Origin of the sequence: Pantoea eucalypti (assembly GCF_009646115.1) — a bacterium.
Taxonomy (GTDB): Bacteria; Pseudomonadota; Gammaproteobacteria; order Enterobacterales; family Enterobacteriaceae; genus Pantoea; species Pantoea eucalypti.
On the sequence record NZ_CP045721.1, the window covers coordinates 259,850 to 286,406 of the forward strand.

Here is a 26,557-nt window from a genome sequence, read left to right on the forward strand (position 1 = left end):
TCAATGAGCGGTTACATCAGAAATATTGTTAATAATCAAAACATCACGTCTCAGGTAACGTTGATCCGTGACGCGACGATACTGAGCATGGACGAGAACGTCGGTAACATTGAACGTGGTGATATTCTTATCAGCGGCTCAACGATCACCGCTGTAGGCCAGAACCTTGACGCGCCTGGTGCGCAGGTGATTGATGCAACTAACATGATTGCCATGCCGGGAATGGTCGATTCTCATCGTCATGCATGGGAAGGACAGCTGCGCCGCATTAACCCGAACGCCACCTGTCTGGATGACTACAGCAATGCCACGCACTTCTCGTTCGCAAAATATTATCGTCCTGCCGATATCTATGTCGGCAATCTGCTGACAGCGCTGGGCGCTATTGATGCGGGCATTACCACGATGATTGATAACTCGCACAATAGCCGGACCGCAGCGCATTCCGATGCCGCCGTCGAGGCCCTGCTTGATACCGGCATTCGTGCCATTCATGCTTCCGGCGCACCGGTAGCCGGCGAATGGGATAAAGCGCACTGGCCGGGAAACTGGCAGCGCCTGCAGGAGAAGTATTTCACCAGCGCCCCTGAAAGCCTGGTCTCCCTCGCCGTTATGGCGCAGCTGGAGCCAGCGTTGTGGACCGAGGCACGCAGGCTGGGACTGCCGATTGTAACGGAGTTCTTTGGGGCTGAGATGGGGTCTGAACTTGAGTCGCTGCATCAGCAGGGGCTGCTGGGCCCGGACAATATTTTCAATCACTGCACGGCGCTGTCTGACCGTGGATGGGAAATTCTGCGGGAAGCAGGTGTCCGGGTGAACGTCTGTCCACGCTCAGATTCGCACTATGGCATTGAAAGCGGAATGTTCGCCATTGAGGCCGCGCAGCGTCATGGCATCAGTCCAGGCCTGAGCGTAGACAATGAAACGTCGTACAGCACCGACATGTTTATGGAGATGCGCGTTGCCTTTTACCTTCAGCGGGTGATGGGGATGCATCAGGAGCAATGCTGCGATTCTGAACATGCGCTGAAAACGCTTCCGGCGGCGCAACTCCTTAAAGCCGCGACTCTCGATGGCGCAGCCTGTGCAGGGTTACGGGACAAAGTGGGCAGCCTGACGCCAGGCAAACAAGCCGATCTGGTTCTGATTAACGCCAGTGACCTCAACCTTTACCCGTCCGGCAATGCCTTTGGCACGGTGGTTCATGCCGCCGAGCGCAGCAACATCGATACCGTCATGATCGGCGGGCGAATCCTTAAACAGAACGGCAAGGTGCTGGGCGTGGACAGCTCGCGACTGCGTGCGGCAATTGATGAGTCACGTGAGCACCTGTTTACCGCCTCTGGCTACCAGCCTGACATGTTTGCTGACACCTTCCTGCCGCTGGAGCAGTCAGACTGACCGGGATGAAAAGCATGATCTATTACGTAATCGCCTTTGCCGCAGGTCTGGGGATCACCCTGCAGACGACCCTGAACAGCCAGCTGGCAAAAGGACTGGGCGGCGACCCGGTCACTGCTGCGCTTTTTTCCTTTACGGCGGGCGCGTTCAGTCTGGGTATTTACGCCCTGCTGCGAGGTGGGCTGATAACATCGTTATCAGCAATCCCATCGCAGCCTCTATGGAGTCTGGCGGGCGGTCTTATTGGCGCATGTGCTCTGTTCAGCTATGTCGTGCTTGCACCGAAAATCGGGTTTTCAGCCCTGCTCGGGCTGGCTATTGTCGGACAGTTACTTTCCTCGCAGATGTTTGACCATTTTGGCCTGCTGGGGGCTGTGCGTCGGCCGGTTTCGTTACTCAGGCTGGGGGGATTGGTTGTCATGCTGGCCGGACTCGCCGTCATGCTTTTCGGCGAGCGGCTCTCAGCACGTTTTCTGCAGTAACGGCGTTACCCACCTCTGCCGACGAACGGTAAAACCCTAAATAATCCGGAGGCTTAACATGTTATCAATCGCAGTTGATGTCAGGAATACGCTGGGAGAGTGCCCGCTGTGGTGTGAAAGAACCCGCAGGCTCTACTGGACTGACATCGAAGCCAGTGAACTGCTCGCACTGGAAGAAGGCACTGGCGCTGTGATGCGCTGGTCGCTTCCTGAACGTCTCGGCTCTTTTGCCCTGACTGAAAAAAACAACGTTCTGCTGATGGGATTTGCATCCAGGCTGGCTTTCTATGATCTCAACAGCGGGTTGCTTACCCCGGTGGCCCCTTCACCGGGAGACACCGGCACCCGCATAGGTGATGGACGGTGTGACCGTACCGGTAATTTTGTCTTCGGAACGATGGATGACGGTTATCCCGTTAAAGTCATCGGTAGATTTCACCGGCTCAACGCGGCGACGCTGACTGTTGAGACGCTTGCACTGCCCGATGTGGCTATCCCGAACAGCATCTGTTTCAGCCCCGATGGTGGCACGCTCTATTACTGTGACTCGATGCAGGGCCGGATAATGTGCTGTGATTATCCCTCGCTGCGAAACCAGCGCGTGTTCGCAGAAACCGAAGGCAGCGGCGCGCCTGACGGCTGCTGCGTGGATGCGATGGGATATCTATGGAATGCTGAATGGGGAGGGAGCCGTGTTGTCCGTTACCGCCCGGATGGGACCACCGCTGCTATTCTGACATCACCTGGAATGCAGAGCACCTGTCCAGCACTTGCCGGTGAGGGTTTTACCCGTCTCTATTGCACCACTGCTTCTGTGGGGCTTACTGCGCTGTCTGAATATGACGGTGCACTGCTCAAGGCTGAATCTGATGTCAGCCCCGGCTTACCTGAAAAGCGCTTTGCGGCACACCCAGTTTAACGGTTTTGATACTGAGAGAACTTTGCCAGTTCAGGCTCAAAGAAAATGTACGTTTCTGGCACAGGGCTGCTGTAGCAGCCCTGACAAATTAGACTTCAATCGACTCTGATATCTCCAGGGCATCATCTACTTCAATGCCCAGGTAACGTACAGTGCTTTCGAGTTTTTTATGACCCAAAAGTAACTGGATAACACGAAGGTTTTTCGTTTTTTTATAGATAAGATATGGCTTTGTTCTGCGCATGGAATGCGTACTGTAGAGTGTTTCATCGAGACCCAGCTTCTCAATCCATCCATGAAAAATACGGTTATATTGTCTGGTTGAAATGTGTCTTGAAGAACCAATGCGGGACTGAAAAAGATAGTCGCTACTACGTAAATGAGCGATTTTGATCCATGCGGATACAGCCTCTCTGGTTCCCTTCGTCAGTTCAAACTGAACAGGGCTGCCCGTTTTTTGCTGCAGCACAGTCGCTCTGCCCGAAACAGTGTGTCCATAGGCCACATCAGAAACTTTCAACTTAACCAGATCGCAGCCCCGAAGTTTACTGTCCAGAGCCATGTTAAACAGAGCCAAATCGCGGACTTTTCCTTCCAGCTCAAGACGGATACGAATTCCCCAGATATGAGAGATCTGAAGAGGTCGTTTCTGGCCAATAAGGCGGCTTTTGTTCCAGGGGGATACTGTCATGTTCAATCTCCATTGGGTGAGGAGATGTGATTATGGTTGTCTCATTTGAGCGAGAAGCGGACGTTGTTAATAGCATTCTGTGTTAATCAACAGGGAGCAGGTCTGGGGTGCCAAGTTTTTTGTTAAAGCTTAACAAGCGACTATTTTAAAATCACTAATGACGAAGCCTGCTGAGATGGGCCCAGTACATATCGGCCACTTGGTCGATTCGTTCTCGCGTCGTTGTTTTAATTTACCGCTTACGCTTGCGACTGATTCTTAATTAATTAAGATAGTTAATGTTGTGTCATAGGTGAGCAGTTCTACCGCTCAGTGACAGAAGAATGTCTGACGGGATTGCCAGGCGTCTTCCTCGCAACGTCGAAAACTATATATCAGCACAATACGCTACCACCGCGTTTCGCACCTGTCCTCCTCCTCGGGGGATAGGTGTTTTTTATACTTACTACTTGAAAGTTAGCAACGTCAGCTTTTGGCACTAAGCGGACCGAGACCGGTAGCAGGTCTGCTTAGAGCGAAAAGCGGACCTTACTCATCCCTGCTAACATTGGCTCTGAGTAGTCGGAAGTGAACTTAGCGATTAATTGTGAATTTCCGACCGTCTTTTCTACCAGTCGGACTCACCGTAACAATTGAATAACTGATCTTAATTAACCTATCCATTGTTGCCATAGTGGTGAAAAAAATGAAATTTGAAACCAGATTCATGACCATGAATAACGGTCTTGTTCCCACACAATAATCGTATGAGGTCTTTATGCTGATAGCCCAGGTTTCAGACATTCACGCCTCAACCGAAAATGATCATCTGTTTCGGTTCGACCGGGTACTAAATTGGCTTACGCATTTGCAACCGGACTTACTGGTACTTACTGGCGATCTAACGGATGGGCATTGGCAGGAAGGTTATAAACAGATAGCTGACCGCCTGAATCAGCAAAATTACCCTTCGTTGATCCTGCCAGGTAATTCAGACGACCGAAGTCTGATGCGTTCTGTTTGGGATGAGAACAGGTGGGCGCTTGATGCCCAGGGAGAGGCCCTACACTTTACCCATAACATGGGTGGCATTCATCTGATTGGTCTGGATTCGACGATTGATTATAAGGATTACGGCAGTGTGGCTGACCATCTGAGATGGTTAGATAATCAACTTAGCGACGCAGACAACCCTCCGTCATTGCTGTTTCTGCACCATCACGTATTTGCATCTGGCATACCAACGCTAGACGAAACGATGTGCAGAGGTCTACCTGAGATGGAAGAGTTGATTAGGCGCGCCCCGGCCAGATTACTTGCCATTTCTACAGGTCATGTCCATAGACCAATAGCAGGTACATTTGCGGGCATACCTGCTTACATTTGTGGCTCCGTCTGCCCGGCAAATCCAGTCTGGTTTGGAACAGTAAAAGCTCCTCCTGCGAATGACCCGCCAGCGTTGATGATTCACCGCTACGTCAGTAACTCTCTTACCAGTCATTACGTTTGCGTTTGCGTTTAACTGACATTCAGAAAACGCATAGATCACATAGAAAACGACCACATCCCCAGTGTTTAACACATAATATTGTGAGGAATCAGCGTCCGCCCTTGGCACAAAGCGGACATGAATCATGTATAAAACTCGTTAAGAGAGAAATTGATATTAACAATCTTTCCTACCTCTTATGAGGTAATTAATAACATCAGCATGGGCTAATTACTGGGTGACAGGTTAGACCTTGTTGCAATTCAACCTAAACATTCACTTTCTTACGCCTGCTATAAAGTTAATGAACAGTTAACCGATAATGATGATTAAGATGCTTTCAATCTGCATTATTTTTGTTCTTATAATAATTAATTCAGCAGGATGTAAAAATGAATAATATTCTTAACAATATTAATCTTACCGCTAAGTTTGCAATTCTGGGCTTGTTTTGCCTTGTTCTTTTTTCAGTTCCTACCGTGCTTTTTGTGTCAGAAGGTAATAAATATATTCAGGACAAGCAGAAAGAAGTAACAGGAGTGCCTGCTGAAAACAAAATCCTTGCCCTGTTGAATCTGATACAGCGCCATCGCGCTGAAACAGCCCTCGCTATTGCGCAAAAAAATCCTGCCACCTCATCGCGTCTAAGTGTTAGAGATGACATTGTTACTATCACCGATGTCATCAAGAAAGAGATGGCGCAGACAGAAGGCAGTGCGGGTTTAATCGATAAAATTAATGGGGTGCGTGCACAGTGGGACGCGCTGCAGCAGGACATTGATGCTTCGAAACTGGATCAAACGGCCAGCCTTGACGCACATGCGCAACTCATCCGCAAACTTCTTAACACAAACCGCGACGTGCTGGATTTTTACGGTCTGTCGCTTGATTCAGATATCAGTACGTACCGCCTGATTACCAGCAATTTCTCATCATTGCCTGAGCTTACCGAAAGTCTGGGTAAAATTCGTGCGTTCGGGACTTCACTGCTTGCCAGGAAAGAAGCCGTTAGTGAGGCTGACTCTGTCCGTATGGAATCATTAATCAGCACGGGTGCCTATAACCTGGATATGTTTGCTCAGGACTCAGAGAAGCTTTTTTCGTCTGATACAGGGCTGAAGCAGAAATTCAGTGCCGATGCCGACGGGGCCGTACAGGAAGCTCAAAATGCCCTGAAAACTGCAGGTGAGTTATTTATTAGCCGCAGTATGACGAATCAGAGTCCTCAGGACTATGCCGCACTTTTTACCAGCGCGATTAACAGATTCAGCACCTACGCGATTGCGGGCGGTAATGAACTGAATGACATGCTGAACCAGCAGATTACGGACCACCGGCATGCACAGTATGGTTTGCTGAGCGTTCTTCTCTTTATGGTCCTGCTTTCTGTCATTTTCGCATTGATTATTATCCGTTCTGTAACACGACCTATCGGTGCCGCGTCCAAGCTTGCGCTTGAAGTGGCAGAAGGCGATCTGACCGCATCTTTTTCCGTGACAGGACGCAATGAAACAGCCGGTCTGCTTAAGGCATTACTGCAGATGAGTCAGCGCCTGACGGTGACGGTAGAAAACATTAAAAGTAATGCTGTCACCATTGCCACCTCATCTGAGGAGATTGCCCGCGGTAACGGCGATCTTTCTGCGAGGACGGAAGAACAGGCTGCATCGCTGGCTGAAACAGCCGCCAGTATGGAACAACTCTCTTCGATCATCGGCAACAATGCTGAAAACACCCGCCATGCTGCAGAAATGGCCAGCTCGGCTACCAGCGCGGCATTGCGTGGCGGTCAGGCAATGGAATCAGTGCTGGGTTCCATGGAGAAAATCAGCAGCAGTGCAGGGCAGATTAAGGAAATCATTTCTGTCATTGATGGGATTGCGTTTCAGACGAATATTCTCGCGTTAAACGCGGCTGTTGAAGCTGCCCGGGCCGGTGAGCACGGTAAGGGCTTTGCGGTTGTTGCGGCGGAAGTCAGATCGCTGGCACAGCGCTCGGCTGGCGCGGCGAAAGAAATTAAAGGACTGATCGAGACAGTCTGTGGAGAATGCTGAGCAGGGCATTTCGATGGCCCGGGATGCAGGTGAAAAAGTGAAGGAGAGTATGGATGCGATTGAACAGACAGCACAGCTGGTGAGAGAGATTTCATCTTCTTCAGAAGAGCAGAGTGCAGGCGTATCGCAGATAAATATTGCCGTTACTCAGATGGATCAGGTCACACAGCAGAATGCCGTGCTCGTTGAAGAGTCAGCATCGTCTGCTGATGAACTTGCAAGTCGAGCCGCTAATCTGAGGGACGCGGTTAGCGTGTTCCGCACAAACGCTGGTTAAAATTTCTGTTAAGTGCTTTTTATATGTCTGTAAACGGCGTGCTGCCAGGCGCATTTCTTAGGCCTGTCATCTCAGTAACAGTATTCCATAAGCCATCCTACGGGATGGCTTAATTCCTTCCTTACGTAACGTTGGCACAAAGCGGACATACGTGCTGCAAGGTCCGCTATGAGCGAAGAGCGGACGTTGTATTTGACATCTACACGCTCTGTGCCTCAGGTGTTCCCTGATGAAATACCAGTTTCCATTGCCCGTTCTCAGATATTTCCCAGCATGAAGAACGAAGGGATGCACGACTACCATCTGGATTAACAGTTCTGTAGTGCAGTATTGCGAATTTATCTCCAGCACTGATAAGCCGGAAATCACTACTAATAAGAGCTGGAACGCTATCTTCATCCGAAAGGGATTCAATAGTTTCTGCACGATCAACTAATACGCCTGAACGCGTTATTTCGCTAAATCTCTCATGGAGTATCTGTTCAAGCCATTCCCGATTTTTTCGCCTACTGCCATGAAGAGAACATTCGAGTCTTTTTAACGTATCCAGTAGCATAGTGGTTGCCCTCATCACAATCGAACATTAACTCTTAAGGCAATAATCGCTGGAATGCAACGCCCATTCCCGGCACAGATCTAGTTCAAACTGCGGCGCTGAGGTTTTGCTATAGGTGAGGAGCGGAAGTTAGTCAATTATTTCCGATGGTTTTTCATTCTCGGGCGACCAATACCCACCGCTGCCATGGTAAGTTTCAGCACCTAATACAAACTTAGTTCCACAGTGCCTACAAACAAAATGGTAATCGACGATATCACCCCATATCATCTTTTCAGCACACTCTTGAAAGCTGTATTGATTCCAGTCATCCGCTGCATCAATTTCGGCCAGAACCCCTTCACTGAGCGCATTCTTAGCAATACGGATTGCTTTACGTAATTGTTCAGGTTGGCGGATAACGTATTTAACACATAAATTTAGGCACCAATCGCAACTCATTAAACAGCCTCCATGATGATATGCTGGCGTGGTTTACCACTATAAGCCAATCAAATTATTCACAACTTCTTCTATGTTGAACTTCTGAATTGATGTTAGCAACGTCCGCTCCTGGCACAGAGCGGACTTCCTGTGCCTTGAAATGATTCGCGGTTAACTTAATGTCGTGTAGAGGCTTCATGAAAAGCACAGGTCTCAGTAACCTGAGACCAACCCGTGGCCCGCCTTACATCAGCTATTTCCCTGTCCGAAAACAGCGAGCAGCAAATGAAAATAAAGAGGTAATGTCTTTCTGACAACAACGGGAGGCAGATATGGGTTTTAAAATTTCAGGGCTTAATGCTGAACCCTTTATTCATCTTTTTAAGCAGGACGAAGACTACTTAAAACGTCACGGCGCTTTAAGAATAAAGGTAGACAGCCATCCCGGTTATCCTGACAGAATTTCACTGCGAGATATTCCTGTCGGTGAAACAGCGATTTTGCTCAATCATACTTATCAGCCAGCCTACACTCCTTACCACGGCTCCCATGCAATTTACCTGTGGGAGGGATGTAATGATCAAGGTATATACATCAATAAAATACCAGAATCGATAGTTGCCAGGCTCCTTTCATTAAGGGCCTTCGGTGAAAACCATCTGATGTTACAGGCAGATATCTGTGAAGGTGCGGATACGGAAATGCTGCTGAAGCTTTTTTTCGACGACCCGTCAGTGAGCTATATCCATATTCATAACGCAAAACAAGGATGTTACGCCTGTCTTGCCGAGCGTTTATAGATAAGCCTGCAATCCGGACTCTTGAGGGAAAAGTAAAATGAAGATTACTGACGTTGTAAAACCTGCCCAGAAGTCCGCTTCTGACACGAGGTGGACGGAATCAGATGAACGTCAGCTAAGAGCGAAAAGCGCACCCTGACCTGCAGGATGGTTATCAGCCAGTGTAGTTTCTGAAGTTTAAACTGCACATAAGATGACGGCAGATAACGATGATTCGATATGTCCCTCTGAAAGGCAGGAGTACTATAAACGAAGTATACCTACTTACCGGTTTTGCTCGCTTCGTTATGGACATTCTGCCCGATTGTGGCTGTTAATTTGGACCCGTCTTAAGCTTCCCATATCCTGACAGCATTACGGTTGCTTCATCCATCCGCTGACGGTCGAGTTTATAGAACACCCAGTTCTTGATACGTTTCGAGGTCACTATTCCGGACTTGGCCAGGATCTGAAGATGGCCTGTCACGGTAGGCTGACTGAGACCAATCTTTTCGGTGATAAACCCGACACACACCCCATCCTCGACCAGATCGCCATCCTGCTGTTCCGGAAAATATGACCTGGGATCGGAAAGCCACTCCACCACCACGAGCCGGTGCTCATTGCCGAGAGCGCGGAAAAGGTCTGCCATTGATGTTTCAGGATTGTTCATATAGCCAACCTCCTATATAGTTATTTTCCAATATAAACTCTGAGGTCATATTATGACAAACCACACCCAAAGACCAATGGACAGTGTCACGCTGAAGGCGATTTATGCTGCTTCCGCGCGCATCAAAACAACGGTTTGCAGAACCCCGCTGCAGCTTTCGCAGGCGCTGTCTTCTCTTGCAGGAGCAGAGGTCAGGCTCAAGATGGAGAGTCTTCAGCATACGGGTAGCTTTAAACTGAGGGGGGCTGCAAACGTCATTGCCAGTCTTAATGCAGACCAGCGCATTGCCGGCGTCATTGCCCCGACGGCGGGAAATCATGGACTGGGGCTTGCCTGCGCGGGTCACGCAGCAGGTGTACCGGTGTCCATATTTCTGCCCTATTCAGCAGACCCGATTAAGGTCTCAGCAATGAAAAGCTATGGTGCTCAGGTTACGTTCTTTGAAAATATTGAAGAGGCGAGACAGGCCGCGATTGTGGCTGCGCAGGAGTCCGGCGCGACGTTTGTCTCCGCCTACGATAATGAGCAGATGATAGCCGGAGCCGGCACCGTCGGTCTGGAAATAATGGAAGACTGGGCAGACGCTGACGTCATTCTCGTAAATATTGGCGGCGGCGGGCTGGCGTCAGGTATTGCGACGGCCGTCAAAGCTATCAACCCTGCAGCCGAAGTGTGGGCAATTCAAAGTGAAGCCAGCCCGACTTTTGCACACTGGAAAGAGGCTGGCCGAACGATCCCGGTTGAATTATCCCCGTCAATCGCCGAAGGCATCAGTGGCTATATTGAGCCTGAAGCAATAACCTGGCCCCTTGTACGCGACCGCGTTGATCGTGTTCTTATTGTTTCAGAAGCCGGGATCAAAGCAGCGATGCTGTTAATGCTGAATCAGCACAGCCATGTTATTGAACCTTCGGGAGCACCTGCAATTGCGGCAGTCCTTCGTTATGCAAAAGAACTGAGTGGACGTAAGGTCGTCTGCGTGGTTAGCGGCAGAAATATATCGGGTTACCGTTATCTGAAATTAATGAATGAGGCCACACTCTGACGACACGCAGCAAAGGTGCAGGCAGGAAACAGAATAGCACGCAGCCGGTGTGAGAGTGAGAATTGATAAAATATCACGCCCCCTTCTTTACTTAGATCGATATGCGAACTTGCCCTAAAAAGCGAGGTCTGCCCCGATTATGTTACTCTGTGCAGAAGACCGGGCCTCATCTGAACGCAGTCTGTCAAAATAATTACATTGTCCGTACCTTCTCTCCGAAGCTAAATAAAATGAGAATAATATGAATAAAAGCAGTCTTAAAACCTTTCACCTGTTACGTATTCTGATGCTGACGTGCGTACCCATGTTTTTACTGGGTTGTGCCAGTGCATTATGCCCTTTTGGCAGCTTTGAAGGCACGGTTCCGGACTTTAAAAATAGTTACTGGAGATCCACTGAAAAACATCCGGCTAAGTCTGATGAACAAGTCCAGGAAGAATGCACTCATGCTGCCGACGCTGAGGAACAACGCCTTTCGCAGGTCTATCTGCAGTTGTGTAAAACCGGCCAGTTAACCGCCGAAAATCAACGATTTGCACAGAAATTACTGGTCAATCCACTCTATTCTGGCTTGAAATCAGCAAAAGCCGTACCACAGGATAAGTCCATTAATACAGTTGAAGCCCAGCTGAGACGGTCGATTTCTGGGAGCGATAACGCTAAGTATTTCAAAGAAAATTGTGGCTATTACCTTGAAAAAAACGCAGCCGAACGGACCAGCACCCTGCTGGGTTTACAGGCAGGGGATTACAAAAAGGAGGTTTTTAAACAGTGCATGGCAGAAAATCATATGGCGCTCATTGTTCCACAGACTGAATTCAGCCGGTGCAAGTCGATAGGATGGTAAACAACCCAGGCCTGACCTCTACTTCAGGTGAACAGGTAAAATGATGACATTGGCCATTTACGCTCCTTACCCCAGACAAACAGTGCTATGCTGGCAGATATAAAATTAAATGCGGGCTTTGCTATAGAATGCATGAGCCCGGAACAACATTAAATATGCTGAACAGCGTTCATGCCAGGCGGCGCGTTCGCCGTTTACCTTCGGTCTGCACTATCTGATGTATACGCATCATTCCCAGTAAACCAGGTAAGCAAGTGCAGCAGCTGAACAGAAAGCATAGGGGCTTAAAAGCAAAATATCCGAATAAGACGCCTCACATATCCTGATAACAGGCCATGCCAGTATAAACAGCCACATGAAGAGCACAGAGTACACAATACAAAAGCTCCCCTTCAGGGCGGCATCAGGATAAAATCGCTTCGAAATCATCGCTAATGGCATGCCGATTATCATTGTTCCCATCGTGGTCCCAATAATACTCATCGTAACGATGAAAAAATAAATAAATATGAGGCCCATTACCGGTGCACTGTCTTTCCCCAGGGAAAGATAGATTAAAACCAGTAATGAACCCACGAGACTACTAAATGTTGCTGATATCACAGATATCCTAATCCAGTTATCGTCAATAATGTTCGCCATAACTCTCTCTTTGTCTGAGCAGCTTTATTGATGCACCGTACCCGCTAAAATTTTCGGCACGAGGCTTGACTGCAAAACAGGCTTCAGGCACAGCATCCTCATGACGACCTGCGACGGGCATCCTGACAATAAGGACATAACGCCGCCAGTCAGTTTTTTTGGAGCAGGCCAGCATGATTGTCATCCCTTTTCCTGGTGAGTTTTATTCTACGAGCCTTTTGCATGTGCCATAAAAATTTTTAAGCATAACTATCTAATTCGAGTAAGGCGACAACATCTGCTTATGGCACAAAGCAGACCTACGTACTGCAAGGTCCGCTATGAGCAAAAAACGAAAGATCGCAGGACCTCTCTGATTGATAAAAACTTGCAACGCAGTCCCATAATTTTCCTCAGGGATTAATAAATATGCATAGCTCTCACGCTGGATAATCAGAAATATTTCAGTCAGGTCAGCCTTAACTATATGTTTTAATGAGTAAACTAACTCCGCACTTATCGTGAAGTACTAAAGCAGAGATTTCAGATAGTTTGGTGCTTAATTTTTAAACTCAGCAGGTAACTTCATGATAAGAAGAGTGGATCACGTTGGTTTTTCAGTTAAAAACATTGATGAGTCATTATTCTTCTGGACTCATATTCTCGGAGGGGAGTTATTACGCGAAGGGAAAATGTCTGGGCCCATCATTGATGAAGTTACAGGCGCAAGGGGGGCTGATGTACGAATGGCGTTGCTTGAGCTGGCTGGCATCAAAATTGAATTACTCCAATACGATAACATTAAACAGCCAGCAGAACCCTCAGCACCCTACATCCCCGGCTATGCTCACCTTGCGTTTATAGTTGAGGATCTGGATACGCTCTTGCGCAAAGTATCGGAGTATGGCTGGAAAACACCAGGTAAACCTCAGACAGTCTTATCAGGTCCCATGCAGGGAACCAGAGTAATTTATTTACAAAGCCCCGATGGACAGACGCTGGAGTTGATGGAGCACGGTCAATGAAGTCCACCTGGCATAGCCCGTTATCGGCTTATTTGAAACATTGATCTTTGCAATGTCCGCTTCTGGCACAATACGGGCCCACATCAGGACCGGCGGGTTGCCCTGGCGCAAACCCTCTTCTTATTAAGTGTGAGTGTTCGGCAGGCCTCTTTCTGTCGGCCTACATTCCCAGACTGGCCAGCAGGTCATCCACATCATCCTGACTGGCAGGCGTTTCTGATGCGGAAGCGGGTTTAGAAGGCGCATTACGTTCGGCGCTGCTATGTGAGCCTGCGTTATCACGGATGACCTGTATCAGTTGCTGCTCCGCCTGGTTCAGCACGGCCATCATCGCCTGCACAATTTGTCCTGTAAGATCCTGGAACCCCTGCGACATCATTATCGCGTGCAGTTGCTGTTGTGTCAGACCCGTGACACGAGGGACGTCATTCAGCAAGGCAACGGTATCTGTAGCTAATGCCTGGGTCTGTTCTTTGTCTGACAGCGTCCCGGAAGTGGCATCCCAGCGTTGTGTGAGTTTCTCCGCTTTTTCTCCCAGCTCAGTTTGCAGCGGCTGCGTGATTTCCACGCTGTTGATTACGCCCTCTGCTGCTTCGCGGGTCATTGTGACGACATAACCCAGCCTTTCACGGGCGTTCGGAATGCTTCCCGCCACATCGGCAATGGTTTTATCAAGCCCCAGCTGTTGCAGACTGTCGCGAAGCTGCCGCAGGATGTGGCCAGCACGCGCCGTAATTTCGCCAATTTCCTGATGCTTACTATGAATGTCGGATGGTGACATGGATGTTGTTTCCTGCGTACAGAGTGTCGATACCTGAGGTTATCGGCAGCTCTCGGCAGATTTTTAAATTTCCCTGGAATTTTTCCTCAGGTAAAAAGTGACATGATGACAATGAGGCGGCATTGGCTGAACGTCATCAGGCTGGTGGAAGCGAGAAATAACCCTGATTAAATCGTCAATGGGTAACATATCGTCCAGTTATAGTTGACCCTCGCCAATTTTAAATCCCCGGTAACATCGCCAAAATTAACGGCCTGGCGTTCAAAAATATACTGACGCAGAGAAGTGGGTAGAAAATCGGCGCCGTAGCGCAGAAGGGTGCTGTGCCAGAAAGGGGCGGGTAATGGGCTGCCACTGTGACGCAGCTGCAATTCATTCTTCCATTGAGAATTCAAAACGCTTTCGCAGAAGGACTGGCGCATAGCGATTGCAGTACTGTCAGGGATTCCCGCCAGCAACAACTGGCTGGGCAACGCAACCAACCGAAGGTCTCGTATAACGATTCGTTTTGCATCAAATCCAGTCCAGATCTTCGTCAATTCTGCCACTTTTTCTGGCAGTGGCTCGTTTTCGTTCATGAACGGCAGAGTCAGGGGCAGGAAGGTAAAATGGAAACCCTCCGGGGGAAGAACATCAGCAAGAGGGTCATCTTTTGTGAGCTGCTGCAATTCACCAATAAGACGCGAGACATCCAGAGAAACTGGGGGCTGAATACCCGAGGCAAGAGCCAGCCTGACAGGATCGTAATAGTTTCCCTGTTTAATATCCCCAACTCCTGCATTTTTCGCCCAGATGGCGGTGGTGTTTTCGTTTGTTGAACGATAGAGGTTTTGCAGACTCATCGATGACAGACCTTTTGGAATTAGAATGAATACAGGCTTTTACCCTGCTATTTCTGCCCGGTATTTTACGCTATTCAATTAATTAGTTAGTGTTCACCTGCCCTTAAACAGACAATCAGGGGACAGATCAGGACAACATAAAGCGGACGCATAGAATCCATCCACTCTCTCTGATATTGATGACGCTAAAGCACGTCTGTTGAGGGAGAAAAGATGAATTTTTTTAGCAGTAAAGAATTTACTGGCTCAAGAGCATGGGACTCACTGCATATTGCCAGCTTTGATAATGTCAGCGTGAAACTTCACTGGACCGATCAGCCTTACAAGTGGCACATCAACGATGGGCAGGAAGTTTTTGCTGTCATGGATGGATGCGTTGAAATGCAATATAAGGAACAGGGCGAAGTTAAAAGCCGTGTTCTCAACGCCGGTGATATCTTTTACGCCAGTGAAGGAACCGAGCATATCGCGCGCCCACAGGGCGTCGCACGCGTGCTGGTTATTGAAAAAGAGGGCTCGGTTTAATCAGAGTGTTTCTTTATCGGGTCAGGCCTGATAATCCGTGACGAAACAGGATATCTCCTCTCCCAGACTGAGCAGAAATGATTCGCGTGAAGGGTGGGTATCTATTATGTGCGGCGGCAGCGTGTTCATAAAAGTAAAATGGCCCGCATCCTTAACCACGCAAACATCAATTACCGTTTCTGATTCTGATTGCATAAACAGCGCTTGCGACGGCGGTGTCAGAGTGTCCTTTTCGCCTGTCCAGATCTTCACCGGTACATTGAGGGATGCGAGTGCCGAGGGGGCTTTAAAAAAGTCCGCCGCAGGCGCTAACAGGAACAGTTGATTTAAAACCTGACTGCCTGCAAACGTCACCTTCTCTCCGGCTCGGGTCCACGCCTCCGCGCCGACTTGCATCAACAGAATCACGGCGCCGAGGGAGTGCCCGACACCGGCAATCGATTCATAATCATGACCAAAATTATCCAGAGCGAGGGCAAGCCTCTGGCTACGATCCAGCAGGTCAATCTTTGAGGGTGTGGGTGAGGTCAACCGATCAAAATGCGGTGCGACCACCGCAATACCATTCCGGTTAAAGGTCTGCAAGAGCGCCAGATGACGCAATGGACTTCCTCCAGCACCGGCTGCGAAAAGGATGCATTGCCTGGCCTCTTTCGCTCTTAATAGCGGGACCTCGAAATCCTTACCGGCATGCCGGATGACAGCGGTTTCCACCTTCTCGCTGTAAATCATAAAGCCGACTCCCTGCTGAAACATGAGTCCCGTGATACTAACCCATCGCGTGTGAAACGATAGTTTTTGCCCACTCCGGAACCCGGCCTTGCAGTTTTGCTGCGCTTACTGCGACGCCTCTGACAGTAATGCCGCCTGCACAGCAGGGCGCGCGCTGATCCTCGTCCGATAAGCCACCAGCGCTGGCCAGCGCGCCAGTTCAATGTTGAAGAATTTGCACCAGCCCAGCACGGTGTACAGATAGGCATCAGCAACGCCGAACGACGTCCCCATCAGAAAGGCTTTATCGGTCAGCGAAGTCTGCAGATAATCGAACCGCCGGAACAGCTTCTCGCGAAAAATCGTCAGAACATTGTCGGGCAGGGACGTGTTAAACAGCAGCGCAGACCCCGCATGAATTTCACTGGTAATAAAGTTAAGCCACTCCTGCAGACGAACCCTCTCCCAGCTTCCTGCTGGCGGTGCCAGCTTGCTTTCTGGTTTCAGGTCAGCGAGATACTGCACAATCGCTGGCCCTTCCGTCAGTATCTGCCCGTCATCCAGTTCCAGCGCAGCGACATAGCCTTTGGGATTGATTGAGCGAAAGTCATGCCCGTCAGCGGTGAGCTTGCTCCTGTTATCCACTTTAACCAGCTCAAACGCTATTGCCAGTTCACGCAACACGATGTGGGGCGAAAGCGAACAGGTATCCGCGGCGTAGTAAAGTTTCATCTTTTCTCCGATAACATTAAAAGCGGGTAGCGTGTGTTGTGCCTGAATACACTGTGCTCAGTCTCACTGTTGCTGTAAAATTAATGTTTAATAAATTAACTATAAGCCTGGCTACTGATGACTATGATGAATCTTCAACACTGGCGCCTGCTGGTGGCGGTGGCTGATGCCAGTAACATCTCGCGCGGCGCTGAAGTGACGGGCATGACCCAATCTGCTGCCAGTCAGGCGATTGCCCAGTTAGAGTCCTCGCTGGGGTTCCCGTTGTTCGTGCGGGAGCGTCGTCAGATCGGTATAACCGCCCTGGGTGAGCAGGTGATTGAACATGCCCGAACGATGGTGGCGCAGCTCAATGCTATTCGCGAACTGGCTGATGCGCACAGGGGTTTAAAAGGGGAACGTATCCGGCTTGCCAGCTTCCCCTCGGTCACCTCTACACTTTTGCCTGGCTTGCTGCGGAGCTTTAAGCGTCTGCATCCGGACATGGATGTGGTGGTGCTTGAAGGGACTGATGAGGAAGTGGAGGCGTGGCTGGCAGCAGACACCGTTGAGCTTGGGGTGGTGATGAACCCCGCGCCCGGACGTGCTGACGTGATATTAGGACAGGACGCCTGGGTTGCGGTGATGCCTGCCAGCTCTTCGCAGGCTAGCGCGAACGGCATCACCCTGCAGGAACTGGCAGACCAGCCCTTTGTGCTTGCGACAGGCGGCTGCGTGGTGAATGGGAGAAGCCTGATCGAACAGGCGGGCCATCAGCTTACCGACGTGCGGGTAAAAGTCCGCGACTGGATCAGTGCCTGCCTGCTGGTGCGAGAAGGGATGGGGGTTGCACTGGTGCCGGAATCTGCCCTGCCAGCGGAGCTGCGCGGCCTGACCGTGCTGCCGGTAATCCCTGCGGTACACCGTGAGTTCGGGCTGGTCTGTTCACGCGCAGGAAAAGCTTCTGATGCCACGCAGATACTCCTGAAAGGCGTGCGAAAAGGGCAGGGACACCAGGCGGCATGCTGATCAGGCGGAACAATTGTCATCGCTCAGAATTCGCGTAACGGGTCGAAAAGCGGGTAAAGCTAGGGCTGATTCACAAGTAAAGCGCCTTGCTCGCCCAGCGTCTGCTTGCTTTAAGCGCTATGTGATCCCCCGTACTGTAAGGTGTTTTATCGCGGACCCGACGCATGCGATCTTTGCAGTCTTTCAGGAAGGTTTCAGCACTCTCCTGGAAGATGGAGCAGGTTAATGGCTTGCCCGCTTCGCTGGCCGTTGCCTTTTCTGCCTCATTCAGCAGTGTACTGTAAGCATCAATCGCTTTTGTCATTCCGGCCACGTCGGGATGGGGAGAGGTAAACAGGATAGCCAGGCAGCACAAGGGCAGTCACCGTCATCGCGGGCATGCTGGCACTGCTTGCGCTTTTAAACACGATCGGTCCTTTCTTTATGTGGTCAGAAATACAGACTGGAAATGGATATTCGCATTGGCTCCCTTATCAGCTGCGATGAGGGAGCCGATGACAAACGGCTTATGCGCTTTGCGACGCTTCGGCCGATTCTTCTTTCATTAATGCCCTGACCGTCTGATGGCGATGCCAGTAAAGGCCGAGAGTATTTTTAAAGGCTTCAATCTCTTTCTTCAGACCGGGTAAGGGGATCTCACTGCGCTTTTTACCTTTAGCGTTCGGCTGCTCATGCTGTAGGTAGAGCTTATCCCGGCCGAAATTACGAATGACATTGATGTTTTTTACGTTATCCCACTCCAGCAGTTCGTCGGTTTTCGGTGACACGATGCCCTGCCAGGTGATGACAATCTGCGAGCCATCTTTAAGCGTGTAAGGCACATTGGGGAAATGCTTCAGCACCAGCGCGGTTTCCATCTCACCCTCAGGCTGATAACGCCAGGCCAGGCTTTCCTCATGCACTGAAGAGAAGTCGCGTTCATATTTCTGCCACAACTGCTGCTCGATCTCGTTGGCAACCGGCATCAAATCAACCCAGCTCTTGGCCGGGAAATCGGCGGCGACCGCTGCATAGTCGGCTTCGTCGATGTTGTATCCGACGTTGCGCATCCTTTCTGCCAGCGGCGGGTGTGAGTCAAAGGGGTGCGGCACATTCTGTTCGCGGACAACGCTGATAAAGTCCGGAGACGCGACATGCTCAGGCAGACCGGCAGCGATAGCTTTACTGATCCCCAGTTCATTTTCATGCAGCGTCCGGTTATTAAAGAAGTTTCGCTCAACTTCACTGCGGTAACTGGCATAGGCGGATACTTTGATCAGCGATTCGATAATCGCGGCGGGGGAGACCAGCGTTGAGGCATTGCGATCCGCCACAAACTCACGTTCACGGCTGTTGCGCTGCCATGCCAGTTCAAACAGCATGCGATAGAGGTAGAGCGGATAGTACACGATCAGTGTTGCCAGATTCTGACCCATCAATTGCATGTAGAGGTCAAAGCGATGCAGCTTCGGTCCCAGCAGTGCGCCGGAAGCGGTGTCACCTTCATGCAGGTGTGTCAGCTCATGGACCATCACGCCATCAGCCTGCGCAACGGTGAGCTGACGCAGCAGCGGAATGCTGACATAGAGTTTACGACCGGTAAGCGGGTGTCCGTTTACGCTGAGTGGGGCTTCCGTCACGTAAAAGTTGGTATCGATGCCCGCAACGATATGATCGGGGGGCGTGGTGCCGACTCTGGCGGCCAGCATATCAATCTGTGACCAGAGTGCCGGAGCGGCTTCGCGGGTCACGACTTCACCTTCAATACTCTCTTCCGGCGGGAGTTTTTTGAAGATGCCTTTAATCATGTAATACATGCCGGCCAGCACCAGCAGGCCTACGGCCATCACCAGCTTTGGATAGTAGGTTTGCGTGAAGAAAGCGGTACCCCAGAATGAGAGCCAGACCAGCATGCCGCCCTGAACCATAACTTCCAGTGAACAGGCCAGCATCAGGAATTTGCGGGCCAGCGCCAGACTGATCACCTGTCCCTGGCGGCTTTTAAAAGCCAGCGCACTGAACAATAGCACCATTAGCAGGACAACGCCGCTGCCGATCAGCGTCCAGAAAGCCACTTTATCCATCATGTAGAACTGCCACAACTCGGATTGCGGTGCGCAGACGGCGTTTTTGTAATCCTGCAGATTTTCATCGACCGGGCCGCAGACGCTGGACGGCGGGTGCTGCTGCAAAAATGTCTGCAGTTTGCCGGTATCCTGATGTTGCTCCTGCGCATCGTTCATAAAGAACTGGGTGTACTGCTGATCGAGTTGCGCATTGCCGTATTCAGCAAAAACCAGAGTAATAACAGGTACCAGAAACAGTGTGAACAGCAGCCAGAGAAATACCTTCAGATAACCCTTTTTCAATTCCGTTAATGATTTCAAAATAATAACATCCTATATGTCAGTGAAAGGGAGAAGCTGCTGACATCAGGAAATTCTCAACAAGAATATCCTTGCCCCGACTATGCCGTGCGGGAGCACGTAAGCGCTTCAGAGAGAGTGTAATGAGTGCAAGGAGATTATAATCCAGTCTGAACTCATTTTGAAAAGCCCGGAAAATATTCCTGGATGTTTTTCATTACCCGTTCGCTATTCTTCGGGCGGCTCACGTTGCTCAGGTATAACACCGATAATTTGAGTTAAAGTTTATTATTTATTTTGGACAGCCTCCGCCATGAAGTTTAAAAAGCTGCCTTCCTGCTGACGCTATACCAGATTTTATGTTTTGCCAGTTGCGCTGAAAAAAATTACCAGCGCATCCCTTTAAAGGGGTTCCAGCCGTTATCGCCTTTTCGCTCTTTCAGGTAATAATTGTAATTCGTACTCATGCCGTACAGTGCATTAAAGCCATAGGCCAGGCCGCCCTGAAGATACCGTGGGAACTCCATGCCCGCTATCGCTAAAGCGATGATCAAAATAACATAAACAGCCATCATAATTAAAATCAGCATGATGTTCTTTTTCCACAGGCCGAGTACAAACAGATAAATCGGGCCAAAAATGAAGGCAATTAAATTCATGTTCACTCTGAATTTTTGCCTGAAAGGCAGTTGCTTCAGTGCCTGTCTGAAGCCGGGTGAACTGGGAGCACCATAACGGTCGAAAAAATCAAAGCGGGCCTGCCACCTCGCACTGTATTCTTTAGATCTGTTCTCTTTACCATTATTTTCAGTGAGTTGTTCCATATCAACCTCCATGCTTTACACGAAATCTGACGATCACCATACTGTTTCATCCGGATGACAGCGGCATAAATGTCTCCCACCTAAACAGCCGATGCAAATGTTAAAAACAGCGATATCACAGCCGCGACTCATTCAAACTAAAATAATAGCGCAGTGCAACAAACAGCAGTGCCGCATCCGGCGAGCAATATTAATGGCACACTGGATCCGGGATAAGCAACAACCTCAGGAAATAATCCTGGCGGCATCAGGCGTTTTATAACGAATCGGGCTGATATGCCCTGAACGGGGCAGGGAGAATATTAGCACCAAAGAAAATATCGCTACAATGATAAAAATATGTTAATTTCAAGAAAATAATTTCTCGTTCCTCACCCATCTATAGGATATAAATATGATCGCCTGGAGCGGAGTCGGGTTTTTTGTCGCACTATTAATTTGTGCTGCTTATCTGCTGTGTAAATGGGTGCTGGATTTTTATTACTACGATGGTTTTTTTGTCGCGCATTTATGGGCGACAGGCGCAACGCTCATCGTTGCTGCCCTCTTTTGTGCGCTCTTCGTCTGGGCGCTCCGGCAGGAAAAATGGCTGGACTCCATCGCAACGGCGACCAAAAGTGAGCCGATGATGGCCCCCGAAAAAACCCACAACTTCTTTTTTATCCCCGTTCTTTACTGGCCGATAATTTTGTTATTGCTCGGTTCAGGGATCTGTATTTACGACCTGACCCGATAACGCCTCTGCCTCGCCGACACCCGATTCGGTGTCAGTGAAATGGAAATAGCCACTACACGAAGGAGTTCACGGTGAAATTACGTCAATCATTAAACATTATGGGTGCGCTCTGCCTGACGGCTGCACTTGGCAGCACCCCGATGATCGCATCAGCAGCCGAAGCGAAAACAGCACAGGCTGCAAACACGCAGAATCAGACGATCTCGTTGCTGGATGGCAAACAGACTTTCAACCTGCAGGGTTATGAAAAGCAGCCTGTTCCGGGCGGTGGACCTGGAACCATGTATGTAAACAAGCAGGAAAAACGCGTCTTGATCATTGGCGAAGAAGAGATCCCGCTGATTGCGCGCGGTGGCAGTGACGCTGATTTTCTTGAAGGCGGGAAGTCTATCAAAGACAAGCAGAAGCAGGCGTCACCTTCTTATACGGTGATCAGTGAGAAAACTGAGAATGACAATGGTCTGCCCGTTTATCACGTTGAAGCCACTGACAAAATGGGGGGTAATGATGTTCAACAGGCGACGCTGCTGGCGGTTGCCAACAAGAAATTCTCCGTTATTCAGGTGGTTTCAAATCACAAAGATAAAGCTGGCCACCTGAAAGCGGTTAATAACATTCTTGGTAAATAAGCCGGGACAGCGGGTCAGTAAGAGAAGGGATTACGGGTGAGTCATGCGTTTACTCAGCCGGTAATGCCTTCTCTGTCCCCGGTTTTTCCAGGTCTTAAAACATAAAAGGCCGTTTCCGGCCTCTCGTTATCTCCCCCAGATACTCACTTCAGGCCGCACGCACCTGAGGCATTTCAATATCCCTACTGATGCGTGCGCCCTCGGCATCAAATACCATGCAGTGATGCGGATGGAAAGACGGACGCAGCGTCTGGTAAGGGCGGAAATGCACATCACCCGGCAGCAGCATTTTGAAGCCGTCGTGGCCGTGGCTCTGACCAAACAGATAGGTGTTGTTGCCGAGTCGCTCAACCACCTCACAGTGGAAGTCGATGTTCAGTGGCGCATCGCCGTTGATCTGTAACTGTTCCGGCCGGATACCCAGCGTGATCTCATCACCGGGCTGCAGCTGACGGATTGGTGAGGGGAGTTGCAGCCGGTGTTCGCCGTCATTTATCAGGGCGACCAGCCCGGAGGGGCCACACTGCTCCACGCGCGCGGGCAGGAAATTCATCTTAGGTGATCCGATAAAGCCCGCGACAAAGCGGTTAATCGGGTTGTAGTAGAGTTCCATGGGCGAACCGACCTGTTCCACCTTGCCGTAATTCATCACCACAATCTTATCGGCCAGCGTCATCGCCTCCGTCTGATCATGTGTCACATAGACCATGGTGGTTTTCAGCTCCTGATGCAGCTTAGCAATGTGCAGCCGCATATCGACACGCAGTTCCGCATCCAGGTTCGACAAGGGCTCATCAAACATAAACACCCGAGGATTACGCACAATCGCGCGGCCAATCGCAACACGCTGACGCTGCCCGCCAGAAAGTTGTTTAGGTTTACGATCCAGCAGATGCGCCAGCTGCAGCGTCTTCGCCACCATCTCCACCTGATGCTGAATCTGCGCCTTTGGCAGACCGTTCACTTTCAGACCGTAGCCGATATTCTCCGCCACCGTCATATGGGGATAGAGCGCGTAACTCTGAAACACCATCGCCACGCCGCGGTGCGAGGGTGCGACATCATTCATCACCTCATCCCCAATCAAAATCTCGCCTTCACTGATCTCTTCCAGACCGGCAATCAGCCTCAGCAGCGTGGATTTACCGCAGCCTGATGGACCGACAAAGACGGCAAATTCACCGGCCTCAATATCGAGCGCAATATTTTTCAGCGTTTCTGTTTTACCAAAGCGTTTGGTGACGTTTCTCAATCTGATACTGGACATGCTAATCCTCACAACAAGATGTCTGGCGGCTAAAATGTATGACGTATAACAGTTGATCATTTTTCACGTTAGCCCTGATGGTGCCTGTGTTGACTATAACGTTCAGCCAGAGTGCACCCTATCGCTGTTTTTGATTTCTGTAATACCGATCACACATTGGTGCAAACGGGCTGGAGCGCAGCACCTGTTCCGCGTAGCTTATGGCTCAAATGCGATACGTTATTCACTCTTCACATGCATGATAAATCCTTATTCAGCGTGTATCTGAAAAAAGAACAACAGCAAATGACAGCTAAAAATGTCATACCTTCACACGAGGCCAGCAATGAAAATTAAAATCAGCGTTACGCTACTCCTGTCAGCATTGATGCTTAATCAATCCGTCTGGGCCGCTCAGCAACTTACCGTCTGGGAAGACATTAAAAAGTCAGACGGCATTAAAACGGCGATCGCCGATTTTCAGAAACAGTTTGGCGTTGAAGTGAAAGTACAGGAGATGCCGTTTGCACAGCAGATCGAAAAGCTGCGCCTGGATGGTCCGGCAGGCATCGGACCCGATGTGCTGGTGATCCCCAACGACCAGCTTGGCAGCGCAGTCGTGCAGGGCCTGCTGGCACCACTGAAAATCGACATGGCAGAACAGAGCGCCTACACCCCGTCAGCGATGGCGGCTTTTACTCAGAACAACGTGGTCTATGGTGTCCCCAAGGCGGTTGAAACGCTGGTGCTGATCTACAACAAAGATCTTTTGCCTGCGCCGCTGAAAACCCTGGATGAGTATCGTGTGTTCTCGCAGAAGCAGCGCGAGGCAAAACAGTATGGCCTGCTCGCGAAGTTTGACCAGATTTACTACAGCTGGGGCGTGATGGCGCCAATGGGGTCTTACATCTTTGGCAAAGACGCTAAAGGCGCGGTTAACACTAAAGATATCGGGCTGAACACGCCAGGCAGCGTGGAGGCGGTGACTTACCTCAAGCGCTTCTTCAGCGAAGGATTACTGCCAGGCGGCATCATGGGCGACAACGGCCTGAACGCTATCGACTCCCTGTTTACCGAGAAGAAAGCGGCGGCGGTGATTAACGGGCCATGGGCGTTCCAGCCCTATCAGGCTGCCGGTATCAACTATGGCGTGGCACCGCTGCCATTACTGCCCAACGGCAAGCCAATGAGCTCCTTCCTGGGTGTAAAAGGCTATGTGGTGTCCACCTGGAGTAAAGATCAGGCGCTGGCGCAGAAATTCCTCACCTTTATTAACCAGCCGCAGTATGTGAAAGAGCGCTATCAGAAAACGCAGGAGATCCCGCCCGTTACAGCATTGATGAACGATCCGATTATTAAAAATGATGAGAAGGCCAATGCGGTCGCAGTGCAGGCGGCACGTGCGTCAGCCATGCCAGGCGTACCAGAGATGCAGGAAGTGTGGGGGCCGGCCAATGCGGCGCTGGAGCTGAGCGTTTCAGGCAAGCAGGAGCCAAAAGCGGCGCTGGATAACGCGGTGAAGCAGATCACCATGCAGATTGAAGCGATGCAGGCCAGCAACCAGTAATGCGGGTTCGCGGGATAACCGTACAGGATAAGGATCAGAGTGTGGCTATATCTTCCGATGAACATCTGGTGACGGCTAAGCCGCCGCGTCGTCATGCGACCACCGGTGCGCTGCTGGCACTGCTGCCTGGCTTTGGCCAGTTTTACCACCGCCAGTGGGCGAAAGGGTTGTGCTTTCTGATTCTGCTCAGCAGCTTTACCGGCGTCTTCCACGATTTTCTGCGTGAAGGATTCTGGGGGCTGTATACGCTGGGTGAATCAGTTCCGCGCGATAACTCCATTTTCCTGCTGGCTGAGGGGATTATCAGCGTGCTGATTGCCGCTTTCGGCGTCGCGGTATGGGGCGTGTCTGTGCGCGATGCGTGGGTCAATGGCGCCAGGCGCGACAGGGGCCAGCAGCTTAACAGCGTGCGACAGCAGTATCAGTTACTGCTGCGCGACGGCTTCCCGTATCTGATGATTTCGCCGGGCTTTATTCTGCTGGTATTCGTGGTGGTGTTTCCGATTCTGTTTGGTTTCGCCATCGCCTTCACCAACTACAACCTCTATCACACGCCCCCGGCGAAGCTGGTGGACTGGGTGGGGTTCAAAAACTTCATCAACATTTTCACGCTGTCGATCTGGCGCTCCACGTTCTTTGACGTGCTGCAATGGACGGTGGTCTGGACATTGCTGGCGACGACGCTGCAGTGCACCGTGGGCGTGATGCTGGCGATTCTGGTGAATCAGAAAGACCTGCGCTTTAAGCCGCTGATCCGCACCATCTTTATCCTGCCGTGGGCGGTGCCGGGCTTTGTCACCATTCTGGTGTTTGCCGGGATGTTCAACGACAGCTTTGGGGTGATCAACAACGCGATTCTCGACTTCTTTGGTATCGCGCCTAAAGCCTGGATGACCGATCCGTTCTGGACCAAAACGGCGCTGATCATGATGCAGACCTGGCTGGGCTTCCCGTTTGTGTTTGCGATGACAACCGGCGTCCTGCAGGCGATCCCGGATGACCTTTATGAGGCCGCCATCATGGACGGCGCCAGTGCCTGGACGCGGCTGAAAACTATCACGCTGCCGCTGGTGCTCTACGCCATTGCGCCGATCATCATCACGCAATACACCTTCAACTTTAATAATTTCAACATCATCTATCTGTTTAACAACGGCGGTCCGGCCGTGGCGGGGTCGAATGCCGGCGGAACCGATATCCTGGTGTCATGGATTTACAAGCTCACCATGTCGTCGTCGCAATATGCGATTGCCGCCACTATCACCATTTTGCTGTCGATTTTCGTGGTAGGTCTGGCGCTGTGGCAGTTCCGCGCGACCCGGTCATTCAAACAAGATGAGATGGCGTAAG

General features: G+C 50.4%; 28 protein-coding genes and 1 pseudogene. 15 read left to right on the forward strand and 14 right to left on the reverse strand.

From position 1 onward, the window contains the following. Nucleotides 1-3: 3 nt before the first annotated feature. The 3 genes from EE896_RS20045 to EE896_RS20055 are packed head-to-tail and all read left to right on the forward strand — an operon-like array spanning nucleotide 4 to nucleotide 2,802. On the forward strand, nucleotides 4-1,401 hold the full coding sequence (locus tag EE896_RS20045; protein ID WP_003848388.1) for an amidohydrolase family protein: 1,398 nt from the start codon (nucleotides 4-6) through the stop codon (nucleotides 1,399-1,401). 14 nt (nucleotides 1,402-1,415) lie between these two features. Further along, on the forward strand, nucleotides 1,416-1,883 hold the full coding sequence (locus EE896_RS20050; protein ID WP_003848389.1) for a DMT family transporter: 468 nt from the start codon (nucleotides 1,416-1,418) through the stop codon (nucleotides 1,881-1,883). Nucleotides 1,884-1,941: 58 nt separating this feature from the next. Then, entirely contained in the window at nucleotides 1,942-2,802 is an 861-nt protein-coding gene (locus EE896_RS20055; RefSeq protein ID WP_140915682.1) for an SMP-30/gluconolactonase/LRE family protein, read from the forward strand. Nucleotides 2,803-2,890: 88 nt separating this feature from the next. Here EE896_RS20055 and EE896_RS20060 read toward each other — a convergent pair whose 3' ends face one another. Then, nucleotides 2,891-3,493: a site-specific integrase gene (locus EE896_RS20060; RefSeq protein WP_003848391.1), complete on the reverse strand. Its 603-nt coding sequence runs from the start codon at nucleotides 3,491-3,493 to the stop codon at nucleotides 2,891-2,893. 757 nt (nucleotides 3,494-4,250) lie between these two features. On the opposite strand from EE896_RS20060, the gene EE896_RS20065 reads away from it, so the two are divergent. Next, complete coding sequence (locus EE896_RS20065) at nucleotides 4,251-4,994, forward strand: metallophosphoesterase (RefSeq protein WP_084227965.1); 744 nt, start codon at nucleotides 4,251-4,253, stop codon at nucleotides 4,992-4,994. Nucleotides 4,995-5,353: 359 nt separating this feature from the next. Next, nucleotides 5,354-7,292 (forward strand): annotated as a pseudogene (locus tag EE896_RS20070) (methyl-accepting chemotaxis protein). A 199-nt stretch (nucleotides 7,293-7,491) separates the two neighbouring features. On the opposite strand, the gene EE896_RS20075 reads toward EE896_RS20070, so the two are convergent. After that, nucleotides 7,492-7,863: a nuclear transport factor 2 family protein gene (locus EE896_RS20075; RefSeq protein WP_337769775.1), complete on the reverse strand. Its 372-nt coding sequence runs from the start codon at nucleotides 7,861-7,863 to the stop codon at nucleotides 7,492-7,494. A 114-nt stretch (nucleotides 7,864-7,977) separates the two neighbouring features. Next, complete coding sequence (locus tag EE896_RS20080; protein ID WP_105099641.1) at nucleotides 7,978-8,289, reverse strand: hypothetical protein; 312 nt, start codon at nucleotides 8,287-8,289, stop codon at nucleotides 7,978-7,980. 314 nt (nucleotides 8,290-8,603) lie between these two features. Here EE896_RS20080 and EE896_RS20085 point away from each other — a divergent pair, with 314 nt between their 5' ends. Further along, a complete protein-coding gene (locus tag EE896_RS20085; protein ID WP_008924794.1) occupies nucleotides 8,604-9,071 on the forward strand; it encodes a DUF1203 domain-containing protein in 468 nt (155 codons plus the stop codon). Between the two features lie 313 nt (nucleotides 9,072-9,384). Here EE896_RS20085 and EE896_RS20090 read toward each other — a convergent pair whose 3' ends face one another. Beyond that, nucleotides 9,385-9,723 carry an ArsR/SmtB family transcription factor gene (locus EE896_RS20090; protein ID WP_110411854.1) on the reverse strand — a complete coding sequence of 113 codons (339 nt, stop codon included), beginning with the start codon at nucleotides 9,721-9,723 and terminating at the stop codon, nucleotides 9,385-9,387. 52 nt (nucleotides 9,724-9,775) lie between these two features. On the opposite strand from EE896_RS20090, the gene EE896_RS20095 reads away from it, so the two are divergent. Together EE896_RS20095 and EE896_RS20100 are read left to right on the forward strand one after the other, a co-directional pair. Beyond that, nucleotides 9,776-10,768 (forward strand): threonine ammonia-lyase, encoded by a 993-nt coding sequence (locus EE896_RS20095; protein ID WP_008924793.1) that lies wholly within the window; start codon nucleotides 9,776-9,778, stop codon nucleotides 10,766-10,768. Nucleotides 10,769-11,009: 241 nt separating this feature from the next. Then, nucleotides 11,010-11,615, forward strand: a complete 606-nt coding sequence (locus tag EE896_RS20100) for a hypothetical protein (RefSeq protein WP_110411853.1) — start codon at nucleotides 11,010-11,012, stop codon at nucleotides 11,613-11,615. 228 nt (nucleotides 11,616-11,843) lie between these two features. Here the strand turns inward: EE896_RS20100 and EE896_RS20105 are convergent, their stop codons facing one another. Then, nucleotides 11,844-12,257 (reverse strand): hypothetical protein, encoded by a 414-nt coding sequence (locus EE896_RS20105; protein ID WP_008924792.1) that lies wholly within the window; start codon nucleotides 12,255-12,257, stop codon nucleotides 11,844-11,846. Then, on the reverse strand, nucleotides 12,241-12,441 hold the full coding sequence (locus tag EE896_RS20110; RefSeq protein WP_008924791.1) for a hypothetical protein: 201 nt from the start codon (nucleotides 12,439-12,441) through the stop codon (nucleotides 12,241-12,243). The genes EE896_RS20105 and EE896_RS20110 overlap by 17 nt, the downstream gene beginning before the upstream one ends. Before the next feature lie 382 nt (nucleotides 12,442-12,823). Between EE896_RS20110 and EE896_RS20115 the strand changes: the two genes are divergently transcribed. Then, the gene (locus EE896_RS20115; RefSeq protein ID WP_008924790.1) at nucleotides 12,824-13,261 is read left to right on the forward strand and encodes a VOC family protein; all 438 of its coding nucleotides are present in this window, start codon (nucleotides 12,824-12,826) and stop codon (nucleotides 13,259-13,261) included. A 160-nt stretch (nucleotides 13,262-13,421) separates the two neighbouring features. Here the strand turns inward: EE896_RS20115 and EE896_RS20120 are convergent, their stop codons facing one another. Continuing rightward, nucleotides 13,422-14,042, reverse strand: a complete 621-nt coding sequence (locus EE896_RS20120; RefSeq protein WP_003851694.1) for a protein phosphatase CheZ — start codon at nucleotides 14,040-14,042, stop codon at nucleotides 13,422-13,424. 167 nt (nucleotides 14,043-14,209) lie between these two features. Further along, the gene (locus EE896_RS20125; protein WP_140915965.1) at nucleotides 14,210-14,884 is read right to left on the reverse strand and encodes a hypothetical protein; all 675 of its coding nucleotides are present in this window, start codon (nucleotides 14,882-14,884) and stop codon (nucleotides 14,210-14,212) included. A 213-nt stretch (nucleotides 14,885-15,097) separates the two neighbouring features. Between EE896_RS20125 and EE896_RS20130 the strand changes: the two genes are divergently transcribed. Continuing rightward, on the forward strand, nucleotides 15,098-15,409 hold the full coding sequence (locus EE896_RS20130; RefSeq protein ID WP_140915964.1) for a cupin domain-containing protein: 312 nt from the start codon (nucleotides 15,098-15,100) through the stop codon (nucleotides 15,407-15,409). A gap of 21 nt (nucleotides 15,410-15,430) precedes the next feature. Here EE896_RS20130 and EE896_RS20135 read toward each other — a convergent pair whose 3' ends face one another. Next, the gene (locus tag EE896_RS20135) at nucleotides 15,431-16,141 is read right to left on the reverse strand and encodes an alpha/beta hydrolase (RefSeq protein WP_140915963.1); all 711 of its coding nucleotides are present in this window, start codon (nucleotides 16,139-16,141) and stop codon (nucleotides 15,431-15,433) included. A gap of 105 nt (nucleotides 16,142-16,246) precedes the next feature. Then, entirely contained in the window at nucleotides 16,247-16,852 is a 606-nt protein-coding gene (gene gstA, locus EE896_RS20140) for a glutathione transferase GstA (RefSeq protein WP_140915962.1), read from the reverse strand. Between the two features lie 123 nt (nucleotides 16,853-16,975). On the opposite strand from gstA, the gene EE896_RS20145 reads away from it, so the two are divergent. Further along, complete coding sequence (locus EE896_RS20145; RefSeq protein WP_181405308.1) at nucleotides 16,976-17,860, forward strand: LysR family transcriptional regulator; 885 nt, start codon at nucleotides 16,976-16,978, stop codon at nucleotides 17,858-17,860. Between the two features lie 70 nt (nucleotides 17,861-17,930). On the opposite strand, the gene EE896_RS20150 is transcribed toward EE896_RS20145, so the two are convergent. The 3 genes from EE896_RS20150 to EE896_RS20160 all read right to left on the reverse strand — a co-directional run bounded on the left by EE896_RS20150 (nucleotide 17,931) and on the right by EE896_RS20160 (nucleotide 21,029). After that, a complete protein-coding gene (locus EE896_RS20150) occupies nucleotides 17,931-18,173 on the reverse strand; it encodes a YiiG family protein (RefSeq protein ID WP_258317756.1) in 243 nt (80 codons plus the stop codon). Nucleotides 18,174-18,366: 193 nt separating this feature from the next. Beyond that, on the reverse strand, nucleotides 18,367-20,226 hold the full coding sequence (locus tag EE896_RS20155) for a M48 family metallopeptidase (protein ID WP_140915961.1): 1,860 nt from the start codon (nucleotides 20,224-20,226) through the stop codon (nucleotides 18,367-18,369). Nucleotides 20,227-20,591: 365 nt separating this feature from the next. Then, nucleotides 20,592-21,029: a DUF2628 domain-containing protein gene (locus EE896_RS20160; RefSeq protein ID WP_033762506.1), complete on the reverse strand. Its 438-nt coding sequence runs from the start codon at nucleotides 21,027-21,029 to the stop codon at nucleotides 20,592-20,594. 394 nt (nucleotides 21,030-21,423) lie between these two features. On the opposite strand from EE896_RS20160, the gene EE896_RS20165 reads away from it, so the two are divergent. Both EE896_RS20165 and EE896_RS20170 read left to right on the forward strand, forming a co-directional pair. Further along, on the forward strand, nucleotides 21,424-21,765 hold the full coding sequence (locus EE896_RS20165; RefSeq protein ID WP_003851674.1) for a hypothetical protein: 342 nt from the start codon (nucleotides 21,424-21,426) through the stop codon (nucleotides 21,763-21,765). 71 nt (nucleotides 21,766-21,836) lie between these two features. Then, the gene (locus tag EE896_RS20170; RefSeq protein ID WP_140033817.1) at nucleotides 21,837-22,394 is read left to right on the forward strand and encodes a hypothetical protein; all 558 of its coding nucleotides are present in this window, start codon (nucleotides 21,837-21,839) and stop codon (nucleotides 22,392-22,394) included. A gap of 148 nt (nucleotides 22,395-22,542) precedes the next feature. On the opposite strand, the gene EE896_RS20175 is transcribed toward EE896_RS20170, so the two are convergent. Continuing rightward, nucleotides 22,543-23,721, reverse strand: coding sequence for an ABC transporter ATP-binding protein (locus tag EE896_RS20175; RefSeq protein ID WP_375150438.1), 1,179 nt, complete (start codon nucleotides 23,719-23,721; stop codon nucleotides 22,543-22,545). A 265-nt stretch (nucleotides 23,722-23,986) separates the two neighbouring features. Between EE896_RS20175 and EE896_RS20180 the strand changes: the two genes are divergently transcribed. Both EE896_RS20180 and EE896_RS20185 read left to right on the forward strand, forming a co-directional pair. After that, nucleotides 23,987-25,207, forward strand: a complete 1,221-nt coding sequence (locus EE896_RS20180; RefSeq protein WP_140915959.1) for an extracellular solute-binding protein — start codon at nucleotides 23,987-23,989, stop codon at nucleotides 25,205-25,207. Then, a complete protein-coding gene (locus EE896_RS20185; protein ID WP_373681462.1) occupies nucleotides 25,207-26,556 on the forward strand; it encodes a carbohydrate ABC transporter permease in 1,350 nt (449 codons plus the stop codon). Before EE896_RS20180 ends, EE896_RS20185 begins: the two co-directional genes overlap by 1 nt. Nucleotide 26,557 lies beyond the last annotated feature (1 nt).